This is a genomic window from Paraburkholderia sp. BR10141, assembly GCF_056155635.1.
This window is the reverse complement of the sequence record NZ_JBMIQH010000003.1, coordinates 1-20,454: the sequence shown is the minus strand read 5'-3', so window position 1 is coordinate 20,454 and position 20,454 is coordinate 1. Positions and strand designations below refer to the sequence as shown.

At 63.5% G+C, this 20,454-nt stretch carries 17 protein-coding genes and 1 rRNA gene; 7 read left to right on the top strand and 11 right to left on the bottom strand.

Going from position 1 to position 20,454, the window contains the following annotated elements; genetic code table 11:
• Positions 1-21: 21 nt before the first annotated feature.
• The 6 genes from ACOJB8_RS04855 to ACOJB8_RS04830 form a co-directional block, all read right to left on the bottom strand.
• The gene (locus tag ACOJB8_RS04855) at positions 22-789 is read right to left on the bottom strand and encodes an MBL fold metallo-hydrolase (RefSeq protein ID WP_368729424.1); all 768 of its coding nucleotides are present in this window, start codon (positions 787-789) and stop codon (positions 22-24) included.
• A gap of 190 nt (positions 790-979) precedes the next feature.
• Positions 980-1,480 carry an aromatic-ring-hydroxylating dioxygenase subunit beta gene (locus tag ACOJB8_RS04850; protein WP_342949974.1) on the bottom strand — a complete coding sequence of 167 codons (501 nt, stop codon included), beginning with the start codon at positions 1,478-1,480 and terminating at the stop codon, positions 980-982.
• The gene (locus ACOJB8_RS04845; RefSeq protein ID WP_368729443.1) at positions 1,477-2,814 is read right to left on the bottom strand and encodes an aromatic ring-hydroxylating dioxygenase subunit alpha; all 1,338 of its coding nucleotides are present in this window, start codon (positions 2,812-2,814) and stop codon (positions 1,477-1,479) included. Before ACOJB8_RS04845 ends, ACOJB8_RS04850 begins: the two co-directional genes overlap by 4 nt.
• Before the next feature lie 17 nt (positions 2,815-2,831).
• Positions 2,832-3,815, bottom strand: coding sequence for a PDR/VanB family oxidoreductase (locus ACOJB8_RS04840; protein WP_368729423.1), 984 nt, complete (start codon positions 3,813-3,815; stop codon positions 2,832-2,834).
• The gene (locus ACOJB8_RS04835; RefSeq protein WP_475011255.1) at positions 3,812-4,327 is read right to left on the bottom strand and encodes an SRPBCC family protein; all 516 of its coding nucleotides are present in this window, start codon (positions 4,325-4,327) and stop codon (positions 3,812-3,814) included. The genes ACOJB8_RS04840 and ACOJB8_RS04835 overlap by 4 nt, the downstream gene beginning before the upstream one ends.
• 8 nt (positions 4,328-4,335) lie before the next feature.
• On the bottom strand, positions 4,336-4,539 hold the full coding sequence (locus tag ACOJB8_RS04830; protein WP_475011253.1) for a hypothetical protein: 204 nt from the start codon (positions 4,537-4,539) through the stop codon (positions 4,336-4,338).
• A gap of 25 nt (positions 4,540-4,564) precedes the next feature.
• On the opposite strand from ACOJB8_RS04830, the gene ACOJB8_RS04825 reads away from it, so the two are divergent.
• Together ACOJB8_RS04825 and ACOJB8_RS04820 are read left to right on the top strand one after the other, a co-directional pair.
• Entirely contained in the window at positions 4,565-5,128 is a 564-nt protein-coding gene (locus ACOJB8_RS04825; protein WP_475011251.1) for an SDR family NAD(P)-dependent oxidoreductase, read from the top strand.
• A gap of 54 nt (positions 5,129-5,182) precedes the next feature.
• Complete coding sequence (locus ACOJB8_RS04820; protein WP_475011249.1) at positions 5,183-5,506, top strand: cupin domain-containing protein; 324 nt, start codon at positions 5,183-5,185, stop codon at positions 5,504-5,506.
• A gap of 234 nt (positions 5,507-5,740) precedes the next feature.
• Here ACOJB8_RS04820 and ACOJB8_RS04815 read toward each other — a convergent pair whose 3' ends face one another.
• Together ACOJB8_RS04815 and ACOJB8_RS04810 are read right to left on the bottom strand one after the other, a co-directional pair.
• Entirely contained in the window at positions 5,741-6,913 is a 1,173-nt protein-coding gene (locus ACOJB8_RS04815; protein WP_475011248.1) for a thiolase family protein, read from the bottom strand.
• A gap of 19 nt (positions 6,914-6,932) precedes the next feature.
• A complete protein-coding gene (locus tag ACOJB8_RS04810; protein WP_475011633.1) occupies positions 6,933-8,633 on the bottom strand; it encodes an AMP-binding protein in 1,701 nt (566 codons plus the stop codon).
• Between the two features lie 142 nt (positions 8,634-8,775).
• On the opposite strand from ACOJB8_RS04810, the gene ACOJB8_RS04805 reads away from it, so the two are divergent.
• The 3 genes from ACOJB8_RS04805 to ACOJB8_RS04795 all read left to right on the top strand — a co-directional run bounded on the left by ACOJB8_RS04805 (position 8,776) and on the right by ACOJB8_RS04795 (position 13,264).
• Positions 8,776-9,285 (top strand): MarR family winged helix-turn-helix transcriptional regulator, encoded by a 510-nt coding sequence (locus ACOJB8_RS04805; protein ID WP_342949964.1) that lies wholly within the window; start codon positions 8,776-8,778, stop codon positions 9,283-9,285.
• 439 nt (positions 9,286-9,724) lie between these two features.
• Entirely contained in the window at positions 9,725-11,023 is a 1,299-nt protein-coding gene (locus ACOJB8_RS04800) for a TAXI family TRAP transporter solute-binding subunit (protein WP_069267300.1), read from the top strand.
• Positions 11,024-11,347: 324 nt separating this feature from the next.
• On the top strand, positions 11,348-13,264 hold the full coding sequence (locus ACOJB8_RS04795; protein ID WP_475011246.1) for an AAA family ATPase: 1,917 nt from the start codon (positions 11,348-11,350) through the stop codon (positions 13,262-13,264).
• A 31-nt stretch (positions 13,265-13,295) separates the two neighbouring features.
• Here the strand turns inward: ACOJB8_RS04795 and ACOJB8_RS04790 are convergent, their stop codons facing one another.
• Together ACOJB8_RS04790 and ACOJB8_RS04785 are read right to left on the bottom strand one after the other, a co-directional pair.
• Positions 13,296-18,137 (bottom strand): NAD-glutamate dehydrogenase, encoded by a 4,842-nt coding sequence (locus ACOJB8_RS04790; protein ID WP_475011244.1) that lies wholly within the window; start codon positions 18,135-18,137, stop codon positions 13,296-13,298.
• Between the two features lie 48 nt (positions 18,138-18,185).
• Positions 18,186-18,800 carry a LysR substrate-binding domain-containing protein gene (locus ACOJB8_RS04785; protein WP_475011243.1) on the bottom strand — a complete coding sequence of 205 codons (615 nt, stop codon included), beginning with the start codon at positions 18,798-18,800 and terminating at the stop codon, positions 18,186-18,188.
• Between ACOJB8_RS04785 and ACOJB8_RS04780 the strand changes: the two genes are divergently transcribed.
• The gene (locus ACOJB8_RS04780; protein ID WP_475011241.1) at positions 18,779-19,483 is read left to right on the top strand and encodes an SDR family oxidoreductase; all 705 of its coding nucleotides are present in this window, start codon (positions 18,779-18,781) and stop codon (positions 19,481-19,483) included. The two genes, ACOJB8_RS04785 and ACOJB8_RS04780, sit on opposite strands and share 22 nt — an antisense overlap.
• Before the next feature lie 10 nt (positions 19,484-19,493).
• Positions 19,494-20,072, top strand: a complete 579-nt coding sequence (locus tag ACOJB8_RS04775; protein WP_069267305.1) for a pyridoxamine 5'-phosphate oxidase family protein — start codon at positions 19,494-19,496, stop codon at positions 20,070-20,072.
• 90 nt (positions 20,073-20,162) lie between these two features.
• Here ACOJB8_RS04775 and rrf read toward each other — a convergent pair.
• Positions 20,163-20,276 (bottom strand): 5S ribosomal RNA (gene rrf, locus ACOJB8_RS04770).
• Positions 20,277-20,454: the final 178 nt, after the last annotated feature.

Sequence of the window (20,454 nt, the reverse complement as noted above, 5' to 3'; positions counted from 1 at the left end):
CCGGCATGCGGCGCCCCCCGCTCACGCACCGATGCGCTTGAGATACGTACCAACGAGTTCGAGGAGCCGCTCCCTGCTGAAGCTCGCGTCATGGCCGCCGTGGACGACCTTGACTGGCAAACGCGCGAGACGCTGCATGGTCTTCACGTAATCCGGCACCGACGAGTGATGAAGGTCGTCGATCAACGGGCCATCATAGATCGCATCCCCCGAAAATAGCGTTTGTGTACGCGCTTCCCAAAGGCCGATGCTGCCCGGTGAATGCCCCGGCAGATGCAGCACCTCGAAATGCCGGTCGCCGGTATCGATGATGTCGCCGTCGACGAGTTCGCGTGTCACATGAGCTGGCTTGATGTGCCAGCTCGCGAGTTCATATCCCGCGTGCGGCAACGCATCCACCACGGAGCCCTCGTAAGGGAAATCGGCAAATGCACTCTTGAAGTACTCGGGATTGAAGCGGTCGTCCGCGAGCGTATATGACCATTGCGGATTACGCAGCCCCGGCGCCTCGAGCCGATGGACCATGCATTCGTCGAACTCGTGAAGATTGCCCACGTGATCGAGATGCGCGTGCGTCGCGATCACTGCCGTGCGTTTGCCAAACAGGTGCTTGCCGGCCTCCTTGAGGCTCGAAAAGCCCATTCCAGAATCGATAATCAGATCGCGATCACGGCCACGCACGTACCAGATGTTGCACCGGAACAAGGGAATCACATGTGGCTCCCAGAACAGATAGACGTCGTCGTCTAACTGCTTGCACTCGAACCATTTCGCAGCGATTTTTAGCATCACGGTCGATCGAAATTAATCTGGATTACATAATTCTCGCACGAGGCAACGGGTGACACAATATCGATTCCGCCATGATTTAACTGGCTGAAGAAGGAATACGTATCGTATTTGAACTGACCGACTCTTGCGCTTACCGCGACAGAAGCAGACTGGGTATTCAGCGGCGCGCCGCGCGCCGCCGGTAGCTCTACATAAAAAGCTGGACCGAGGGCAATGCGGCGTCGCAGTTCAGCAGGTTGACCCGTTTCTGCCGCACCTTCAGCATGCCGTCGCGCAGCACAAGGGTGTGCTCGGCCGTACAGGCATAAACCTGCTGTTCCTCGCCGCGAGTCTCCACGTAGATGTAGCGGGTGCGCGTGAGGTACGTACCGCTCTCGTGGTCCTGCGCCACCACTTCCGGACACTGCAGCACGTGCAGGCAACGGCTTTCCGGCTGCAGGGAGAAAGCACGCGGGCTGCGCATGCGCTCGATGCGCAGTTGAAGCAGCAGGCGGTCTTCGTACATCAGCGACGCGTGGTTAATGCCATCCTGCTGGCCCGGCACGAGCGGAATCCAGTAGCGGCCGTCGTCCGCGAAGAGCGCGAGCCAATCGTCGAAGCGTTTGTCGTCGATCAGCCGTGCTTCTTCATAGACGAAGGCGATCAGGTCATCCCGCGCGGGCGGCGTCGTGAGTTGGGGCTGGCTCATTTTGTTTTATCTCCTGACTGGATTTCCGGTGACATGTATCGGGCCCATGCGCGGAACTGATTGCGCATGGAGATTTCGCTGGTGCCGTTGGCGGTGGTGTCCTCCTGCCCGACTTCGGAGGCATCGAAGTTGCGGTGCAGGCTCACCCACTCATTGCCGCCCGCACGCAACCCTTCCTGCATCGCGCGGTAGGCGTGCAGGTCGTCGTGGCCGACTACGGACATCGGCGAGTTGATCAGTCGCGTGTACATCAGCGTACGGCGCAACAGGTCCTCCGGCGCACCCTTGGGGCGGAAAGTCCACGATTCCACGATCGTCTTGCCGGGCGCCACCGGCCGCACTACGCGGATCGCCTGAATGGCGCCCTTGATGGTCAGGCTCGGATAGAAGACGGTGTTGTGCCGCACCGTTGCGAGGATCTCCGCGGCACGTGTCACACCATAGACCTCGGCCATGCGCTCCTCGTATTCGGGCATGCGGACATAATTGGCATGCAATGACACCGTGCCGACTCCCGTGTAACTGTGCCCGTTGGCGAACACCCTCACGCCCATCTCGTCGGAGAACGCATAGCCCGATGTGAAGGGCACCAGCTGTTCGATCGCCATCGGCAGGGGCTCGTCTTGCGGCTTGCCGGCCCACAGCTGTCTTGCCGTGCCCGCAGACGACTCGTGCGCCACCATGGGGTGCATGGTGTCGTTCAGGTTCTCGATGAACATCTTCCAGTTGCAGTCGTGGGTGTAGCGCAGTACGCCCCCCGCGACTTCAAGCTCGCCCTCCGGCGCGCGATCGGCCATGTTGTCGATGGACGTCAGCGCCTCGCCAAAGTACGCGTGAAACTCCGGACCGTCGTCAGCCAGGCGGGCAAACACAAAACCGCGATAGCTCGCCACGTGCCGCAACGCCCCCATGCCCTGGCTCGCGGGGCAGGCATCCAGGCTGGTGCCCTCGTAGCCTCGCCGCAGCGGTATCGACAGCAGCGCGCCATCCGTCTTGTACGTCCACGCGTGATACGGGCAACGGAAGAAGCGACCGACATTCCCGCTGGCCTGCGAAACTAGCCGGGCGCCCTTGTGTGCGCACCGGTTGCGCAGGACTTTCACCGTGCCATCGGGCTGCCGCACCATGATGACGGGCTGCCCCGCGATGTCCGCCGTGATGAAGTCGCCGGCTTGCGGCACCTGGCTGTCGTGACCGACGTACACCCACGCCCGTGACCAGAGCCGCTCCATTTCCAGCGCGAAGACCTCCTCATCGAGATAGACGTCCCGATGGACCTGCTCGTCCTGCACCAGTCGGCGCAGGGCTTCCGGATTGTCCCGGTATTGACCCATGATGTTCTCGCTCCCCTTCATGCATCGAGCACCAGCCGCCCGCAGCCGGCGCGCGACACGCAGATTTGCATCACATTGCCTGCCTGCCGTTCCGACTCACTGAGGCAATAGTCGCGGTGATCGAGTGCCCCTTCCAGCACCGTCGTCCGGCACAGCCCGCATTCACCGCGCTTGCAGTCGTAAAGCGGGTCGAGGCCCGCCTCCAGCATGGCGTCAAGAATCGATTCCCCGGCCGCCACCTTGAGCGTGCGACCCGACTGGCGCAGCTCGACTTCAAAGCCGGTGTCGGACGCCGCGGCAGGCGGCGCGGCAAACCGCTCGAAATGAATGTCCTCACGAGCCCACCCGCGCGCGTACGCCTGGGCCAGCACCGCGTCGATCATCCCCGCCGGGCCACAGACGTAGAGGGGCTGGCCGGGACGCAAGCCTTGCAACAGTGCCGCGATATCCAGCACCGGCAGTACGCCCTCGTCGGCGTAAAGCGATAGGTGCGCGCCGGCGATGCCGCGCAGTTCCTGCGCAAATGCTAGCTGGCGGGTGTCGCGGGCGCTGTAGTGCACGCGGTAGCGCCGCCCGGCGCCCGCCAACGCGGCCGCCATCGACACAATGGGCGTGACCCCGATGCCACCGGCAATCAGCACGGCGTCTTCGGCATCCACGTCGAGCACAAAGGCGTTGCGCGGCTGGCTGGTCAGCAACCGGCTGCCAGGCTTCAGCATGGTGTGCATCCAGCGAGAGCCGCCCAGACCATTGTCTTCGCGCCGCACGGCGATGCGGTAGACCTCAGGCGCCAGCGTGGCGCCCACCGTGCCGTTGATCAACGAGTAATGCCGCCAGTCCGCGGTGCCGCCAGGCGCGACCCGCACGCGCAGATGGGCGCCCGCGGTGTACCCCGGCAGCGCCCTGCCCGCCGGATCCCGCAGACGGAACTCGGTGATGGTGCCGGTCAGCGGAATCACTTCGTCGACCACCAGTTCGATCGTTGCGTCGGAGCCAGTCATGCCGATGCTCCTTTCGCATCCGCCGTCATCAGCGTCGCCCACGCGCGGAACTGGTTGCGCATCAGCAGTTCGTTAGTGCCGCTCACCTCCGGCTCCAGCTGTTCGCCGTCGCGGTACTCACGATGCAGGCTGATCCATGGATTGCCCTGGGCGGCTAGCGATCTCTGGACGCCCTCGAAAATATGGATGTCGTCATGTGCCACCACCGACATCGGCGAGAACGTCAGCCGGTTGTAGGTCAGCGTGCGCTCCAGTAGCACCTGCGGCGCTCCTTTGGGTGCCAGCGCCCAGACCTCGACCAGCGTACGGTCCACGCCCAGCGGCTTGATCACACGCAGCGTCTGCGGCGATCCCTTGAGCGCGAGTGACGGAAAACTCCGGGCCGTCCGGCGCGCCGTCATGCCGGAGATGAAGACCAGCTTGCCGCTGGCCTCGATGGTGGTGGCCTGCGAGAAGTGGCCGTTGGGTTTCGCAATGGCTCGAGGGCGTGGGAATGCCGGACATGGCGGCACCCTTGTGGTCAGTGGGCATCGCGCTCATCCGTGTACCAGCTCGGCTGCTGCGGATAGTGCGGATCGACCACCACTGTTTCGGGCTGATCGCCAGTACGCACCGCGGCTTCCAGCATGCCAGCTTCCAGATGGGCGGGATCGACGACATCGGTTTCGGCGCCTGGCGCATGCGCGAGGCGGGTTACCGGGACAGCTTCGGCCCGGGACGACATGCGCTGGCGTCGAACCTGTTCCAGTATGTGCGGGATTCGCACACTGGCGGCGCTCGCTCAGGCAGAGCAGGCCGACATCCTCGTCAACAACGCCGGCGCGGTGCGCAACACCCTGCTCGAAGACGTAGACGATGCCGAGTTCGACCTGATGATGACGCTGCACGTGCGCTGCGCAATGAAGCTGGCGCAGGCCTGCCTGCCGCACATGAAGGCACAGCGCTTCGGCCGCATCGTCAATGTGGCGTCGCGCGCGATCGTGGGCCTGGCCGGACGCACCGCCTATGGCGCGAGCAAGGCCGCGCTGGCCGCGATGACCCGCACCTGGGCGCTGGAATCCGGGCCGTCCGGCATCACGGTCAATACGGTGTCGCCCGGGCCCATCGTCACCGGCATGCTGATTCGCGATATCCCGGAGCATGGCGAACGCGCGCGCGCCCTGGCCGCTTCACTGCCGCTCCAGCGCCTCGGCCGCCCGGACGACGTAGCACGCGCGGTGCTCTTCTTTGCCGATCCCGCAAATGGCTGGATCACGGGGCAGAACCTCTTCGTCTGTGGCGGGGGGAGCCTGGCCGCTTCTCTGGCGCTCTGAGGCCTCTTAACCTCACTTCATCCAAACCACCAGAAACAAACCGGAGACAACATCGTGAACCCGTCGAGTTTCACCTCGTCCATTCCCCCGATAGAAGAAGTACTCCTAAATAGCGAAGACATGCCGTGGCGCCCCAAATCCCTGCCGGGCCTCTACGAGAAAATGCTGTGGCGCGACGACGCCACCGGCGCTTCCATCGCGCTGATCCGGTTCGAGAAGGGCGTGTCGATTCCCGTGCCGCACTCGCATGCATCGAACCAGTTCATGTTCTGCCTGCAGGGTCGCTACGAATACACGGCCACGAATGTGGTGCTGATGCCGGGTAGCTTCTACTGGAATCCGTGCGAACGGCCGCCACATGTAAAGGCAGCAAACTGACGAAGGCTGGCTCCAGTGTGTGGTGCAGGCGCGTCACCGATAGCACGACGGCCGCGCCGTTGTCGGCCACGTAGTCGATGTGCCCGTGCAGGCAACGCGGGCAATAGCGTTGCGGCGGATAGAACTGGTGGCCGCACTGCGCGCAGCACGGCAGTGCGAGGCCGCCCGGCGGCGTGGACTCCGCCATGCTGTGCCAGGCAAGCGAGCGGCACTGCGCAAAGGAAGCGTCGTGGCTCATGGCGTGACCCCTTCGATGATCGCGGCGCCGGTGGCGAGGCAGCGGTCGTACACGGCCATGCCGTAGCCGCTGGCGAGCCCGATGCGGGCAGCGCGTACCTGATTGGCGCCGGCCTGCGCAGTGACCTGCCGCAAGACTTCCACCAGCCCCAGATAGCCGCCGGCCGCACCGGCCTGTCCGCAGCCGAGCTGGCCGCCGCTTGTGTTGTGCGGAAAGTCGCCGCGGAAACTCAGATCGTGTGACTGAATGAGAGCGGCAGCGGCGCCGGGCGGGCAAAAGCCGAGCCCTTCCAGTTGCAGAAACACTACCGCGGGGTAGTCGTCGTAAGTCGCCAGCACATCGATGTCCCCGCAGCCGACGCCGGCCTCGCGATAGAGGCGGCTGCACTCCTGGGCCCAGCCGCCTCGCAAGATGGCTTCATCGTCGGCGTAGGCGTTGTGGCGCTCGACCATCGACCGGATACGGGCGTACGGCAGGCCGAGATGGAGGGCCCGCCGCCGCTGCATCACCAGAAAGCCCTCCGCACCCGCACACGGCATCACGACATCCAGCTTGTGGAGCGGCTCGGCGATTGGCCGGGCGTCGAGGTACGCCTCGAGCGAAATGGGATCGCGCAACAGCGCGTGCGCGACGGCACTGGCATTGGCGCGCTGCGAGACGCAAAGGCGGCCGAAGTCGGCTCGCGTGGCGCCGGTGGCATCCATATAGCGCCGGGTCAGGTGCGCGAACGGCATGTTCGGACCCGCCGCTCCGTAGGGATACACCGCGTCGATGGCCGCCCAGGAGAAGCGACTGGCCAGCCCGGCAAAACCATCGCGCGGGTTGGCATCGGCGCCTATGCAGGCCACGACTTCCGCATCGCCAGCCTCCACCGCCCGTGCCGCGCGGCGCAGCGCGATCACACCGCTGGCGCCGCCGAAAGGTACGGATTCCAGCCAACGCAACGACAGCCCGAGCGACCGCGACAGGCTGGCCACAGGGTCGGGTGCCAGCGTGAAGCTGGAGACGGCGAGGCCGTCAATACTGTCTTTCGACAAGCCGGCGCCAGCCAACAGTTCACGCAGGCATTGCGCGACATACCAGTCCGCTGGCTCGGTGCTGTAGCGTGCGTAGCCTGTCGTGACGGGTACCGCCAGCACGGCTTGCGCGTCTTCGGGTTGGATTGCCATGGGAGACTCCGGCGGCCGCTCAGGCGTTGCCCGCCGGATGCGCGGCGGAGCGTTTCTTCAGGGCGCGCAGGTCGAATGCGGCGCCCTCGCTAGCCAGGCGGCGCATGATTTCGCGCAGCACCCCACGCTGCAGCTTCTGGGAAGCAGTCAGCGGAAGCGCGGACACGAACGCGATGTAGCCCGGGAGCTTGTAGTAAGCGAGCCGCTGCGCCGCAGCCTCGAATATTTGCAGCGCCACCTCGTGCGAAGGCGCGTGGCCGGCGGCAAGCTCGACGCACGCCATGACCTCCTCACCCCGCGTCTCGTCTTCGACGGGTCCAACGCCGACGTTGCGCACAACGGGCAACTGATTGAGCACGGCCTCGACTTCGAGCGAGGCGATGTTCTCGCCGCTGCGCCGGATGATGCTCTTCTTGCGGTCGACGAAGTGCAGGGCGCCGTCGCTACCCGCGCGCACGATGTCCCCGGTATGGAAGTAATCGCCAGCCCATGCGGCTTCGGTCAACTCTGGCTGGTTGGCGTAGCCCGAGAAGAAACCCGCCCGGGGGTCCGGACCGGCGGCGCGCACCCACAGTTCGCCCGAGCTACCGGGCGGCACGTCAACACCTGCGTCGTCGACGATCCGGTATTCCATGTGCCCCGACGGTCGGCCGAAGCAACGGCTGCCGGCATGGCGCGGCTCGACGTTGGCCGCCACCGCCGCTCCCGCGCCGACTTCGGTCATCGACCACGACTCCACCAGCGGAAAGCCGAAGCGCGCCTCGAACGCCGCCTGGTGTTTCGGATGCACGCCAGCGCCGAAGCCGAACTTCACTGCGTGCGCGCGGTCGCCGGGCTGGGGCGGGAACTGCAGCAGGATGGCCGGCATCACGCCGAGGTAATGCACGATGGTGGCGCCGCTCTGAGCGACGGTCTGCGCCCAGGTGCCGGGGTGGAAACGGTCAAGCTGAATGATGCAACCACCGCTCAGGATCATCGCCATCGACGAGCAGGCCAGCGCGTTCATATGCACCAGCGGCAACGGGGTGATCAGGCGTTCGGCACCGGGCTCGATCGTGCACAGGCCGCCGAGCGACAGGTACCAGCGGCCGAACGCCAGCATGTAGGCATTCGAGAGCATGCAGCCCTTCGGCAAACCCGTGCTGCCCGAGGTATAGACCAACGCACACTCGTCCGTGCTGGCTGCGAACGTGCCGGGCAGCACCGGCACCCGGGGCGCGTCGTCGCCGAGGCAGCAAACCGGCGGCAATGCCCTGTCGGTGCCGGCCAGTGCGACGTGCAGTGCGGGTTCCAGTGCCGCCCTTCGTCCTTCCAGCGTGACCACCATCACGGCCGCGCTGTCGCGCAGCACATGCGCCATCTCCGCAGCGCTGTGCTCTGCGTTGAGCGGCACGATCGACACGCCGATGCCGTTGAGCGCCAGCCAGCACAGGAAGAACTCGGCGCGGTTGTCGAGCATCACGGCGACGCGATGGCCGCGCGTCAGGCCAGCTTCGCGGAAATCGGCCTCCAGCGCCTGCACGCGAAGGGCTGCTTCGCCGTATTCCCAGTCCACCGCTTGCCTCCCGTACCCCGCCGTTGCTTGCGCGGGAATGTGGAGAAAAGGATGCGCCGGATAGCGGTCCGATGTTGCGTCAAAGGCCGCTCGAACCGAGCCGCCAGAGATTGCGGCGCTATCGCCCGGTTGCCCAGGAAACCCGCACGAGGAATCAAAAGCCATGTCGTGTCTCGCCCATTTCATTGTCTTTCTGATGTCGGCCGGTTGTTGTCCCCGGTCAGACCATGAGCGAATACTAGTCATCGAGTATCTTGATGTCAAGCAATCAATTGCGAAGTTATTTGGAGCCAAGTAAAATTCGCGTATGACTACCCTTGACTATGTGGACCAATTTCTCGCCGAATGGCGTACGGCGCGCCCCGACCTGGATCTGCAACACGCCGACATGCTGATCAGAGTGATCCGTCTGGGCGGCGTGCTGGAGCGAGAGCTGATCAAGCTTTCCCAGGCGCACGGCATCACCTCGGGCCAGTTCCAGGTGCTGGCGGCGCTGCGTCGGCGCTACCCCAAAACGGCATCCCCGTCGGACCTGAGCCGCATCGCCATCCTTACGACCGGCACGATGACCGTGCTGCTGGACCGGCTGGAAGACAAGGGCCTGGTGCGCCGTCTGCCCGATCCGAATGACCGCCGGCGGCTCGAAGTGGAACTGACGGAAGAAGGCCTGGCGTGCATCGATCGTGCACTGGACGAGCGGGTCGGCCGGCTGAACGCGCTGACGGCGATGCTCGATCCGGAAGAGTCCGTCGCTGCAGGCCATGCACTGCGTCATTTGTTGAACGCGATCGACGCTTCAGGCGACGGCGGCGACTGATCGGCAAAGGGGATGCCAGCTCAGGCGCCGCGCGGGAAATTTCAGCGCGAATCGATCCGGTCAGCCTTTGGCGTCGCGCCTTGGCTCGGTGGGTCGATGTGACGGAGCCAAGTAAACGCCATGAAGGTATGTCAAGTAAAAAGGCGAATCCATCGCTTCCAATATTAATTTGCACTACGACCTATATCTTTGATCCGCGATTACCGATCATCAGACAGGAAGGGTACACCGGCGAGCCTGCCAGAGACCGCTGCGTCCTCGATGCGAAGGCAGATTCCCTCGCCGTGGCATACTCACCCCGAGCGGCAACGGCAATAAGCTCAGCATAACGATCAGAGCGAGCCACGACGCACCGCGATCCTTGCTGCGTTGCATCCTGGAGGCGTACATAACGATGCCCCGACACAATCCGGCACTGCATCGCAGCCAGACAGCACCCATGACCAGGGCGAGGCGGCGCTTCCTGATCGTCGGCGTAATCATTTTGTTGGCTGCGTTTGGCTGGGTGGTGGCGATCGTGGCCGCACCCGCGTTCCAACGCACCATCGTCATGACCAGCGGCGCTGACAACGGCATCTATCGTGGCTTTGCGGATCGCTATGCGCCCATCCTGAAGCGTGCGGGCATCAAGCTCGATATCCGCAGTTCTTCCGGCGCGGTGGAGAATTATGAGCGGTTGAGAGACCCGAACAGCGCCTATGAAGTCGGTTTCATCCAGTCGGGTACCACCAACCCGAAGGAGACCGACGGTCTGCAGACGATCGCTGCCGTGTCGTACGAACCGATCTGGGTGTTCTATCGCGGCGACACGACGGTCGACCGGCTGTCGCAGCTTCGTGGCAAGAAGATTTCGACGGGCGTGCCCGGCAGTGGCCTGCTCAATGTCGCGCAGGTATTGCTCGGCTACAGCGGCATCACGAGCCAGAACTCCACCCTGCTGCAAATGGATGCGCCGGCAGCGTATCAAGGGCTCGAAAGCGGTCAGATCGACGCGGCTTTCTTCATCGGCCGGCCCGACGCCGAGATGCAGAAGATCCTGCTGAACAGCGATCTCAAACTGATGAGTTTCGCCCAGGCAGACGCGCTGGTTCAGAAGTTCCCATCTCTTTCGAAGATCGTCTTGCCACGCGCGTCGACGAGTGTCGCCGATGATCTGCCGCGCACCGACGTCACGCTGCTCGCGGCAACGGCGCTGCTGGTCTCGAAAGACACGCTGCATCCGGCGCTCGTCTATCTGCTGCTCGACGCGGCTCACTCCGTTCACGGTGGCGAAGATTACTTCACGCCGCTCGGCACCTTCCCTAACCTGAAGACGGAAGAATTCCCGCTCTCCGACGAAAGCGTCCGCTACTTCAAATCCGGCCAGCCGTTCCTGTACCGCTATCTGCCGTTCTGGCTCGCGAGCGTGATCGAACGACGGCTGTTGATCCTCGTGCCGTTCGCGGCGCTCCTGATTGGCTTGCTTCAGGCATTGCCGCGGTTGCTCGAAGCACGGATGAAAAAACGGCTCGTCGTCTGGTACCGCGAAATCAAGGCACTCGAAGACGAAGTGTGGAGCAACAGCGAGCCGAGCCCCTCTCAGATCGCGCAATGGAGTGAAGAAATCGAAAACATCGACGCAAACGCGAGCCGGATACGCATTCCGTACCGCTATTTTCAGGACGTCTACGCGCTCAAGCAGGCGATCGGTGTTGTGCGGGACCGGATAGCCCACGTTGCGCAGCGAGCGAACGAATAGCGACGCTCGCCCCATTTATCTTTATTCTGATCGCGGTCCGACCCGCTTGGCAAAGCACGCCAAACAGGGGGCACATCGCCGTTCGCGCCCCTAAGAAACCACGCAGCCAGGCTAAACCACCGGATTAAAAGGTATTTATCCGTCAATCCCCTTTTTCGCGGGCCGCCTAACGCAGGCATAATCCTATTGGAGCAGCGCGATTAAAAGGGTCGTTTTCGTATTCCTGACTATCCATGGACTACGCAAGGCGAGACGTTCGAGCGCCTCCAGTCCCACGATAGATTATCTGGCGTCGTCACGGCGGCGCCAGGCAGGAAAGGATTCATGAAACCGGCAAGGAATTCGCGGTGGTCACGCTTTGGCCGATACGCGGCGTTGGGTGTATGCGCGGCGGCGCTCGCGGCGGCGTCTGGCTTTTTCTACTGGCGCCATCAAGCGAATCTTGCGCAGTCCCAGCCGGCTGCGCTTACGGGTGTCGCCAGCGAGATGCGGCATGACGCATCGCCATGGACGAAGCGCGAGAAGGATGCCTCGGAATTGCTGCGCGATATTCGCGACCGCGATGTCGCCGCAATTGGCGTGAGCCGCGAAGCAATTCTCGTCTCGACGATCAAGGGCGAAAAGTATTATGTGGCCGATCACAATGGCGCGTTCGCGAACGCCCTGCTGCTCGGCGATCTGAAACCGGGCGCGGCGCCGCCCTGGCAACTCGTCTGGCTGCCGCACGCCGATGTGCGCATCGGCGCCGAGCGCTGGACAGAAGCCCTCGACCGTGTGCGCGACGCGTTCAGTCTGCTACTCCCCGTGCTGATGCTAGGCGGCCTGCTGTGGTTCATGCGCCGCGAAATGGGCGGCGGCGCGCAATTGCTCGGCGAATCGCCGACTTTGCGCTTCGACGACGTGATCGGCGCAGGCGAAGCGAAAGCCGCGCTCGCCGACGTGCGCGCGTGGCTCACCGAGCCCGCGCAGTTCACGGGCATGGGCGTGCGCGCGCCATGCGGCGTGCTCATGACAGGCGGCCCGGGCGTCGGCAAGACGCGTCTCGCGCAGGCGCTTGCAGGCGAATGCGGCGCGAATTTCATCGCCATCACGGGCAGCTATTTCAGCGCGAAGTATTACGGTGTGGGCATTCAGAAGGTCAAGCGCCTGTTCGAGCTCGCGCGCAAGAACGCGCCGACGGTCATCTTCATCGACGAGGCGGACGGCCTGGGCAAGCGCACCGATACGGGCGGCGGCCCGGTCGAAGCGGAAAGCAACCGCATCATCAACCAGCTGCTCGCGGAGATGGACGGGTTCGCGTCGAACGAAGGCGTGATCATCGTCGCGGCGACCAATCACCCGGACAATCTCGACGAAGCGCTGCGCCGCCCTGGCCGCTTCGACCGCACGGTGCAGGTGCGTTTGCCCGACCTCGAGGATCGCGCAGAAATTCTGCGCTTCTACGCCGGCAATCTGAAGTCGAAAGCCAACGATCTCGATTTCAACCAGCTCGCGCGGCTGACCACGGGCCTTTCCCCGGCCACGCTCTCGATGATCGTGAATCAAGCGGGTCTCGTCGCGCGCAAGGCCGGCAAGCGGCAAGTGGCCGCGGTGCATTTTCTCGAGGCCATCAAGATTGCACGCATTGGCGACGTCAACGGCGCGGAGCGCGCGCTTTCGGACGACGAACGCACACGCATTGCGATCCATGAAGCAGGACATGGACTCGTCGCCGCCCTCCTCGGCACCGGCGTGCTCGAAGAAGTGACGATTTTGCCGCGTGGCGGCGCGTTGGGCGTGGCGCTGATCACGAAAATGCAGGACAAGTACCTGTATCGCGAAACGGAAATGCGTAACGAAATCCAGGTGCTGCTGGGCGGGCGCAACGCGGAACTGCTCATGTTCGGCGAAGCGTCGAGCGGCGCGGCGCAGGATTTGCAGGAGGCCTCGCGCATCAGCCTCGACATGGTGTCGAAGCACGGCTTCAATGCGGATGGCAATCTGTTCAGCCTCGCGGCGCTGCCGCAGCAGGTCGCGGGCTTGCAGTTGAAGAGCGCGATCGAGCACGCGAACGCACTGCTGCACGAACTCAACGACGCGTGCTTCGCGTTGCTGCGTGCGAACGAGCCGGTGCTGCGCGCGATCGCCGATCAGTTGCTCGAGGCGGAGACGGTGCCCGGCGAGACGGTCTATCGTCTGATTCGCGAGCATGCGGCGGCCGTGGCGAGCACGCAGGCGGTGACCGAAGCGGCCGCCGCGTAAGCCGCTTGCACCGCCGTCATCGTTCGAGTCTTCAAGTCCTTTCGAGCGCCGCCATCGCCCTCACGATCACGAGCAGCACAGAAAGACTCACGCCGCTCGAAGCACGCAGTTCCGTAAGCAACTGCCCATAACGCTCGAGCGCCGCCTCGTGCTGAGCGCACCATGCGTCGACGAGCGTTTGTGCGTCCGCGGTTTCGGAGCCTTGTGCAAGCACGCTCGTGGTGAGCGCGCGCTTGAGGTGCGCCACCTCGGCGAGCGCAGCCGCGCGCGCCATGGTGTCCCAATGCGTCGGCGTAGGCAGCGTCGCCGCACGCTCGCCAATCCAGCTGTAATTGAGCCGCGTACCCAAAGCGAAGTACGCCGCCGCAACGCGCTCAAGAGGACGGTCGCACGCCGCCGCTACATCCGCGATGTCCAGCAATGCTACCGAAATATCTCCACTCGCCACGCGCAGCGCGAGCGCATTTTCGACGCCCGCCTTCACGAGTTCTCCCTGGCGTGCCGAAAGCGCTTCGAGATCCGGGTCGGGCAGCAGCGTCGGCAATTGCGGCGCGAGGCGCTGAGCGGCGTCGCGGCAGCGTGCCAGCAGCGTGCTCACACCATCGTTGTCCACCGAGCCTGCCTGCAGATGCCGCAGGAACCATAGCGCCGCGCGTTCGAGCAGCCGTGCGATGTCGACGAACATGCGCGCCTGCACGTCGTCGGGCACGCGGTTGTCGAGCGCGTCGATGGCGCGCCAGATATCGTTCAGACCAAATACGTCGCGCGCCATGATGCACGCGCGCACGATTTCGCCGGGCTGCGCGTCGGTTTCCTCCATCAAACGGTGCACGAATGCGCAGCCCACGCGGTTCACGAGCGCGTTCGTCAAATGCGTCGCCAGAATTTCACGCCGCAGCGGATGCCGATGCATGGGTTCGCTAAAGCGCTGCTGCAGTGGCTGCGGGAAGTAGTCGATCAGCAAGTCCGCGACGAGCGGGTCTTCCGGCACCGATGAATCGAGCAGCGCGTCGTAGAGCCACATCTTGCTGTAGGCGAGCAGCACGGCGCGCTCCGGCGACGTGAGCCCGAGTTTCGCGGCCTGGCGTTCGGCGATTTCATCGTCGGTCGGCAGGAATTCGATATGGCGATTCAGACGTCCTGCGCGTTCGAGCCAGCGCATGAGGCGCGATTCGGCATCGAGCAGCTCCACGGCGTAGCGGCCCGCGATCGAAAGCGCCTGAGTCTGGTAGTAGTTGTCGCTCAGCACCAGCAGTCCGACTTCGTCGGTCATCTCCGCGAGCAACGCGTTGCGCTGTTTCGTCGTCATCTCGCCGTCGGCCACCACGAGTCCGAGCAGGATCTTGATGTTGACTTCGTGGTCCGAACAATCTACACCTGCCGAGTTATCGATCGCATCCGTGTTGATGTGGCCGCCATGCTGCGCGAATTCGATGCGCCCGAGCTGCGTGACGCCGAGATTGCCGCCCTCGCCCACGACCTTGCAGCGCAGTTCCGAGCCGTTCACGCGCACCGCGTCGTTGGCTTTGTCGCCGACTTGTGCGTTGGTCTCGCGCGCGGATTTCACATAAGTGCCAATGCCGCCGTTATAGAGCAGGTCGACCTTCGCCAGCAGGATCGCGCGAATCAACTCGGTTGGCGAAAGCGCCGCCGCCTCGATGCCGAGTGCCGTGCGCACCGCCGCCGAAAGCGGGATCGTCTTCATGGTGCGTGCGAACACGCCGCCGCCCGCCGATATCGTAGCCGGGTCGTAGTCGGCCCAGCTCGAGCGTTCGAGCGCGAAGAGCCGCGCGCGCTCGGCAAGGCTCACGGCCGGATCGGGATTCGGGTCGAGGAAAATATGGCGGTGATCGAAAGCTGCGACGAGCTTGATATGCGGCGAGAGCAGCATCCCGTTGCCGAATACGTCGCCCGACATGTCGCCAACGCCGACCACGGTGAAATCGGTGGCCTGCGTATCCACGCCCATTTCGCGGAAATGCCGCTTGACCGACTCCCACGCGCCGCGTGCCGTGATCGCCATCTTTTTGTGGTCGTAGCCCACGGACCCGCCCGAGGCAAATGCATCGTCGAGCCAGAATCCGTATTCGGCGGATATCGCGTTCGCGTAGTCGGAGAACGTGGCGGTGCCCTTGTCGGCGGCCACGACGAGGTAGGGGTCGTCGGGATCGTGGCGCACGACATCGGGCGGCGACACGATCGCGTTGTTCACGAGATTGTCGGTGAGATCGAGCAGGCCGCGCAGGAAGGTCTGATAGCACGCCACGCCCTCGCGCATCCATGCTTCGCGGTCGCTCGCCGGCGGCGGGTTCTTCACGACAAAGCCGCCCTTCGATCCCACCGGCACGATCACGACGTTCTTCACCATCTGGGCTTTCATGAGGCCCAGCACTTCGGTGCGGAAGTCTTCGCGGCGATCCGACCAGCGCAGGCCGCCACGAGCGACACGCCCGCCGCGCAAGTGCACACCCTCCACGCGCGGCGAATAAACCCAGATCTCGAACATGGGCTTGGGTTCCGGCAGGCCAGGCACTTTCGAAGGGTCGAATTTGAACGAGAGCGAGGGCCGCTCTGCGCCATTGGCTTCGCGGCGGAAATAGTTGGTGCGCACCGTCGCATTGATCACGCCGAGGAACTGCCGCAGGATGCGGTCTTCGTCGAGATTGGGCACCTGGTCGAGCGCGCTATCAATGGCCTTGAGCATGAGTGCCGTGCGCTCTTCCCGTGCCTGTGAATCGCGCGGATCGAACCGGAGTACGAACAGTTCGACGAACTGCCGGGCGATCGCCGGATTGCCGGTTAGCGCACGCTCGATATAGGCGTCGCTGAATGTCGAACCCACCTGGCGAAGGTACTTCGCATAGGCACGCAGGATCGTCACTTCGCGCGCGCTCAGATAGGCGCGCAGCACGAGCCGGTTGAAATCGTCATTTTCGATGCGTGCGTTCCAGACGCTTTCGAATGCGTCTTCGAACAGGCCCTTAACGCGCTCGATGTCAAATTCGGCGTCGTCCGCGAGTTCGAGGCCGAAATCGTGGACCCAAGCAGGCGCGCAAGAAGGCGCCTCGATCACATAGGGCCGCTCTTCATCCACACGCACGCCGAGGTGTTCCAGCATCGGCAGGCTGCGCGAGAGCGCGATCGCTTCGCCCGTGCAATAAACCTTGAAGCGGAACGTACGTGGGCCCGCCTCGATAGGCCGGTACAGATTCATCGCGATGCGCTGCGTTCCCTGCACGCGCTCGATCAGCTCGATATCGCGTACCGCCGTGCGCGCCGGATAATCGTCGCGATAGCCCGGCGGGAACGAATCGGCGTAGCGATGCAAGAGACTCGTGCCCTGCTCTTCGCCGAATGCGTCGAGCAACGCATCGGCCAGATCGTCCTGCCAGCGGCGCGTGACCTGCACGAGCCGCGCTTCGAGTTCGTGCGTGTCGACTTCGGGCATCGAGCCGGGTTCGGCGTGCACGACGAAATGAATCCGTGCGATTGCCGACTCCGAAAGCAGCGGCGTGAACTCCACGGAAACGCCGTTGAAGGCGTCCACGAGCAGGTTTGCAATCCGCCGCCGCAGATCGGTGTTGTACTTGTCGCGCGAGACGTATACGAGGCAGGAAACGAAGCGGTTGAAGCGGTCGCGCCGCACGAATAGCCGCGTGCGCTGGTGTTCCTGCAAGCGCAGCACACCGAGCGCGATGTCGAAAAGCTCGTCTTCGCTCGCCTGCAGCAGTTCATCCCGCGGATAGGTTTCCAGCACCGTCACCAGCGATTTGCCGAGATGGCCTTTCGGCAGAAAGCCCGCGCGCTGCACGATATTCGCGCATTTGCGCCGCACGATCGGGATTTCGGCGGTGGAGACCATATAGGCGGTCGAGGTGTAGAGGCCGACGAAGCGGCGCTCGCCGCACACCTTGCCATCCGCGCCGACTAGCTTCACCCCAACGTAGTCCAGATAGCCTGGCCGGTGTACGGTGGCACGCGAGTTCGCTTTCGTCAGGAAAATGGGCCATGCGCCGCTGATGATGTCGACGGCCGCGGGCGGCAACGGCGTGATGTCCGGCGTGCCCGGCGCGCGCAGCGATTCGCGCAGAATGCCGAGGCCCGAGCCTTCCACGCCACGCAGGGCGTAGCCGCCGTCATGCGCGACCAGCGCATAATCGCGCTGGCCGAGGAAAGTGAAATGGTCGGCCACCATCCATTCGAGAAACGCGCGCGCTTCGATGTCCTCTGCGCTCGTTTCGCGCGCTTTCATCGTCTTGATGGTGGTGCGCGCGGCCTCGAGCAGGTTCGGCCAATCTTCTACCGACGCCCGCACGTCGCCAAGCACCTTGGCGATGTCGCTGCGCAATTCGTCGAGCTTTGCTGCATCGCCGCAGCGGTCTACTTCGAAATGGATGAACGAGGCGAGTTGTGATTGCCCGTCGCCGGCGCTAGCACCGCCTTCGTCTACACGCTCGATCGTCCCGTCCTTGCCGCGCCAGATCCGGAATACGGGGTGCAGCGCGGAATGCAGCGCGAGCCCCAGACGGTTGACGGCCATGGAAACCGAATCGACGAGAAATGGCATGTCGTCGTTCACGATTTCGATGACCGTATGGTCCGAATGCCAACCGTGCTGTTCGAGGATCGGGTTGTAGACCTGCATGCGCTCGCTGCCCGGTACATAGCGCTGCGCGGTTCGCCAGTGCGCCATGGCGGCGCCGTAGAGGTCGGCGATGCTGCGGCTGCGCAGATCCTCCGCGTCGGCGAAATCGTAGTAGTGCCGCAGGAAAGGCTCGACGGTCTGGAACGTCGGCTCGGGCAAGCGCGCCCGCGCAAATTCCATGACGTCGGAGAGCAGATGGGCGACGAATTCTTCGTTCCTCGCTAGCATGACGAACTCCTTGGCGGATAGTCATCGACTGCATCGGCGGTTCAGTCATTATGCACCGGCAAGGTGATCGAACGATGAATGCGTGCGCACGCGCTGCCTCACGGCGAGGCGCTGCACTGCAATGCGGATGGTGGCGCAGAACTTGCTGACTGCGAATGCCCGGTTCAACGCGCTTATATCGCGCTCGACGAGATGTTCGCTCGTGTGTGCAATGCCCTGCCCCGCAATGGCGGCATCGATGGCGAGCGACGATTGACTGAAGTGCGGCCCTTTCAGCTCGCCCACATCATATGTGCAACCGAGGGCGTTGAAAAATTCCGGCCACAGATCATGAGAGTCGTGGAGCAGCACATAGTTTTGCAGGTCCGAGATCGTGCGCACCGGGCGATCGGGCTTGAGCAGTTGCGGGCTGGCTACGCCGAATACCTGCAGCGGAAATAGCGGGTCGCTGACGAGGCCTTTCGCGAACGGCGGCTTGCCGAGCCGCACCGCGATATCCACGCCATCGGACCTGAAGAATTTTATTGTCAGACTATAAGAAACATCATTCGACAATCCAATCATAACGCCATACAGTTTCTGGACGATTTCCCATACGGCGCAGTTCTGACGCGCTGAATCCAATTCAAGGAGAGAGCACGATGGCAGTAGAAAAAGTCGCACTCGTCACGGCGGCCGGCAAGGGTATGGGCGCGGCGATCGCGCGCGAACTGGCAGCCAGCGGCTACCGTCTGGCCTTGATGTCACCCTCCGGCAGTGCGGCCGAACTGGCGAGAGAGCTTGGCGGATTCGGCTTTACCGGCTCGGTGACCGAGCCGGACTGTATCGACCGGTTCGTCCGCGAAACGCTCGAAAAATATGGCCGCATCGACGCTGTGGTGAACAACACGGGGCATCCGCCGAAGGGGGATCTGCTTTCTGTTACAGACGAACAGTGGCACCTCGGGCTCGATCTCATCCTGCTCAACGTCGCTCGCGTGTTGCGTCGCGTGACCCCTGCGTTTCTCGAGCAACGCGGCGGCGCGGTGGTGAATATCTCGAGCTTCGCCGCCGATGCGCCCGAGCAGGCCATGCCCGTTTCTTCCGCGCTGCGCGCCGCGTTGAGTTCGTTCACGCGCCTTTATGCCGACCGCTACGCGAAGGACAATATTCGAATCAACTCCGTGCTGCCGGGGTTTATCGACAGCTGGCCCGAAACGCCCGAGATTGTTGCCCGCATTCCGGTTGGCCGATTCGGGAAGACACAGGAGATCGCACAAACGGTCGCGTTCCTGTTGTCGGATGCCGCGGGGTACATCACGGGGCAAACCATCCGTGTCGACGGCGGCATCGTGCGTGCTCTGTAGCGCGGCAGATATGGATCAGATCGTCGACGAGGTCTGGGCACGCCTGAACGCGGGCGCAAACGCGGGCAATGAGCGCTCGCCCTTCACGATGCTGCAGGTCGCGACGATTGCGCTGGACGGTGCGCCTGCCGTGCGGACGGTCGTGTTGCGCCGTGTCTCTCGCGAGCGGCGCTCAGTCATGTTTCATACCGACGTGCGGTCTACAAAGGTGTCTGAATTGCGGCGCGACCGGCGCGTATCGCTCGTCGGCTGCGATCTCGACGGCGGCATCCAGATAAGGCTGCACGGCGTTGCGAGAATCGTCGAGACGCCCTCGGATACGAGAGCTGTCTGGGACTCGAGCAGACCTCGGACGTTGATCGTCTATCGCACGCCGCTTGCGCCCGCGACACCGGTTGCGTCTCCCGCCGAAGCGCATGCAACGACGCTCGCCGAGGATCCCAACTCATCGGCGGGATTCGAAAACTTCTGTCTGATTGATGTGACCGTATCGAGCATTGACTACCTCGATCTGAATCCCGCAGGGCATAGGCGCGCCAGTCTGGTGTTTGAAGAAGGGGAATGGCGCGGAACCTGGCTGGCGCCTTGAATTGACGAGCTGCGATTTTAATGCGCCCAAACGCCAGAACCCCGGTTCTCTTTCGGAGACACCGGGGTTCTGGACGTTACAGCATAAGGAGCCTGACGATTACCTACTTTCACACGGGCAATCCGCACTATCATCGGCGTGGAGCTGTTTCACGGTCCTGTTCGGGATGGGAAGGGGTGGGACCAGCTCGCTATGGTCATCAGGCATGACGGGTTGCTGCGTCGCGCTTTGTGTTCGCGCCACAGCCAATCGGGAAGAAGCGTAAAGAGGGTGCTGCTGAATTGGGGTTGCGTTGTTTCAGGCACAACACACATAGTGCGGGTTCTGCGTAAATGCTGAAGCATTAACGTAGACCGACACGTGATCTCAACCGTGCGTCTTT

Coding starts and splice junctions, on each gene's coding strand:
- ACOJB8_RS04855 (WP_368729424.1), bottom strand. CDS start 789: ATGCTAAAAATCGCTGCGAAATGGTTCGAGTGCAAGCAGTTAGACGAC.
- ACOJB8_RS04850 (WP_342949974.1), bottom strand. CDS start 1,480: ATGAGCCAGCCCCAACTCACGACGCCGCCCGCGCGGGATGACCTGATC.
- ACOJB8_RS04845 (WP_368729443.1), bottom strand. CDS start 2,814: ATGGGTCAATACCGGGACAATCCGGAAGCCCTGCGCCGACTGGTGCAG.
- ACOJB8_RS04840 (WP_368729423.1), bottom strand. CDS start 3,815: ATGACTGGCTCCGACGCAACGATCGAACTGGTGGTCGACGAAGTGATT.
- ACOJB8_RS04830 (WP_475011253.1), bottom strand. CDS start 4,539: ATGTCGTCCCGGGCCGAAGCTGTCCCGGTAACCCGCCTCGCGCATGCG.
- ACOJB8_RS04825 (WP_475011251.1), top strand. CDS start 4,565: ATGTGCGGGATTCGCACACTGGCGGCGCTCGCTCAGGCAGAGCAGGCC.
- ACOJB8_RS04815 (WP_475011248.1), bottom strand. CDS start 6,913: ATGGCAATCCAACCCGAAGACGCGCAAGCCGTGCTGGCGGTACCCGTC.
- ACOJB8_RS04810 (WP_475011633.1), bottom strand. CDS start 8,633: ATGGCTTTTGATTCCTCGTGCGGGTTTCCTGGGCAACCGGGCGATAGC.
- ACOJB8_RS04805 (WP_342949964.1), top strand. CDS start 8,776: ATGACTACCCTTGACTATGTGGACCAATTTCTCGCCGAATGGCGTACG.
- ACOJB8_RS04800 (WP_069267300.1), top strand. CDS start 9,725: ATGACCAGGGCGAGGCGGCGCTTCCTGATCGTCGGCGTAATCATTTTG.
- ACOJB8_RS04795 (WP_475011246.1), top strand. CDS start 11,348: ATGAAACCGGCAAGGAATTCGCGGTGGTCACGCTTTGGCCGATACGCG.
- ACOJB8_RS04790 (WP_475011244.1), bottom strand. CDS start 18,137: ATGCTAGCGAGGAACGAAGAATTCGTCGCCCATCTGCTCTCCGACGTC.
- ACOJB8_RS04780 (WP_475011241.1), top strand. CDS start 18,779: ATGGCAGTAGAAAAAGTCGCACTCGTCACGGCGGCCGGCAAGGGTATG.
- ACOJB8_RS04775 (WP_069267305.1), top strand. CDS start 19,494: ATGGATCAGATCGTCGACGAGGTCTGGGCACGCCTGAACGCGGGCGCA.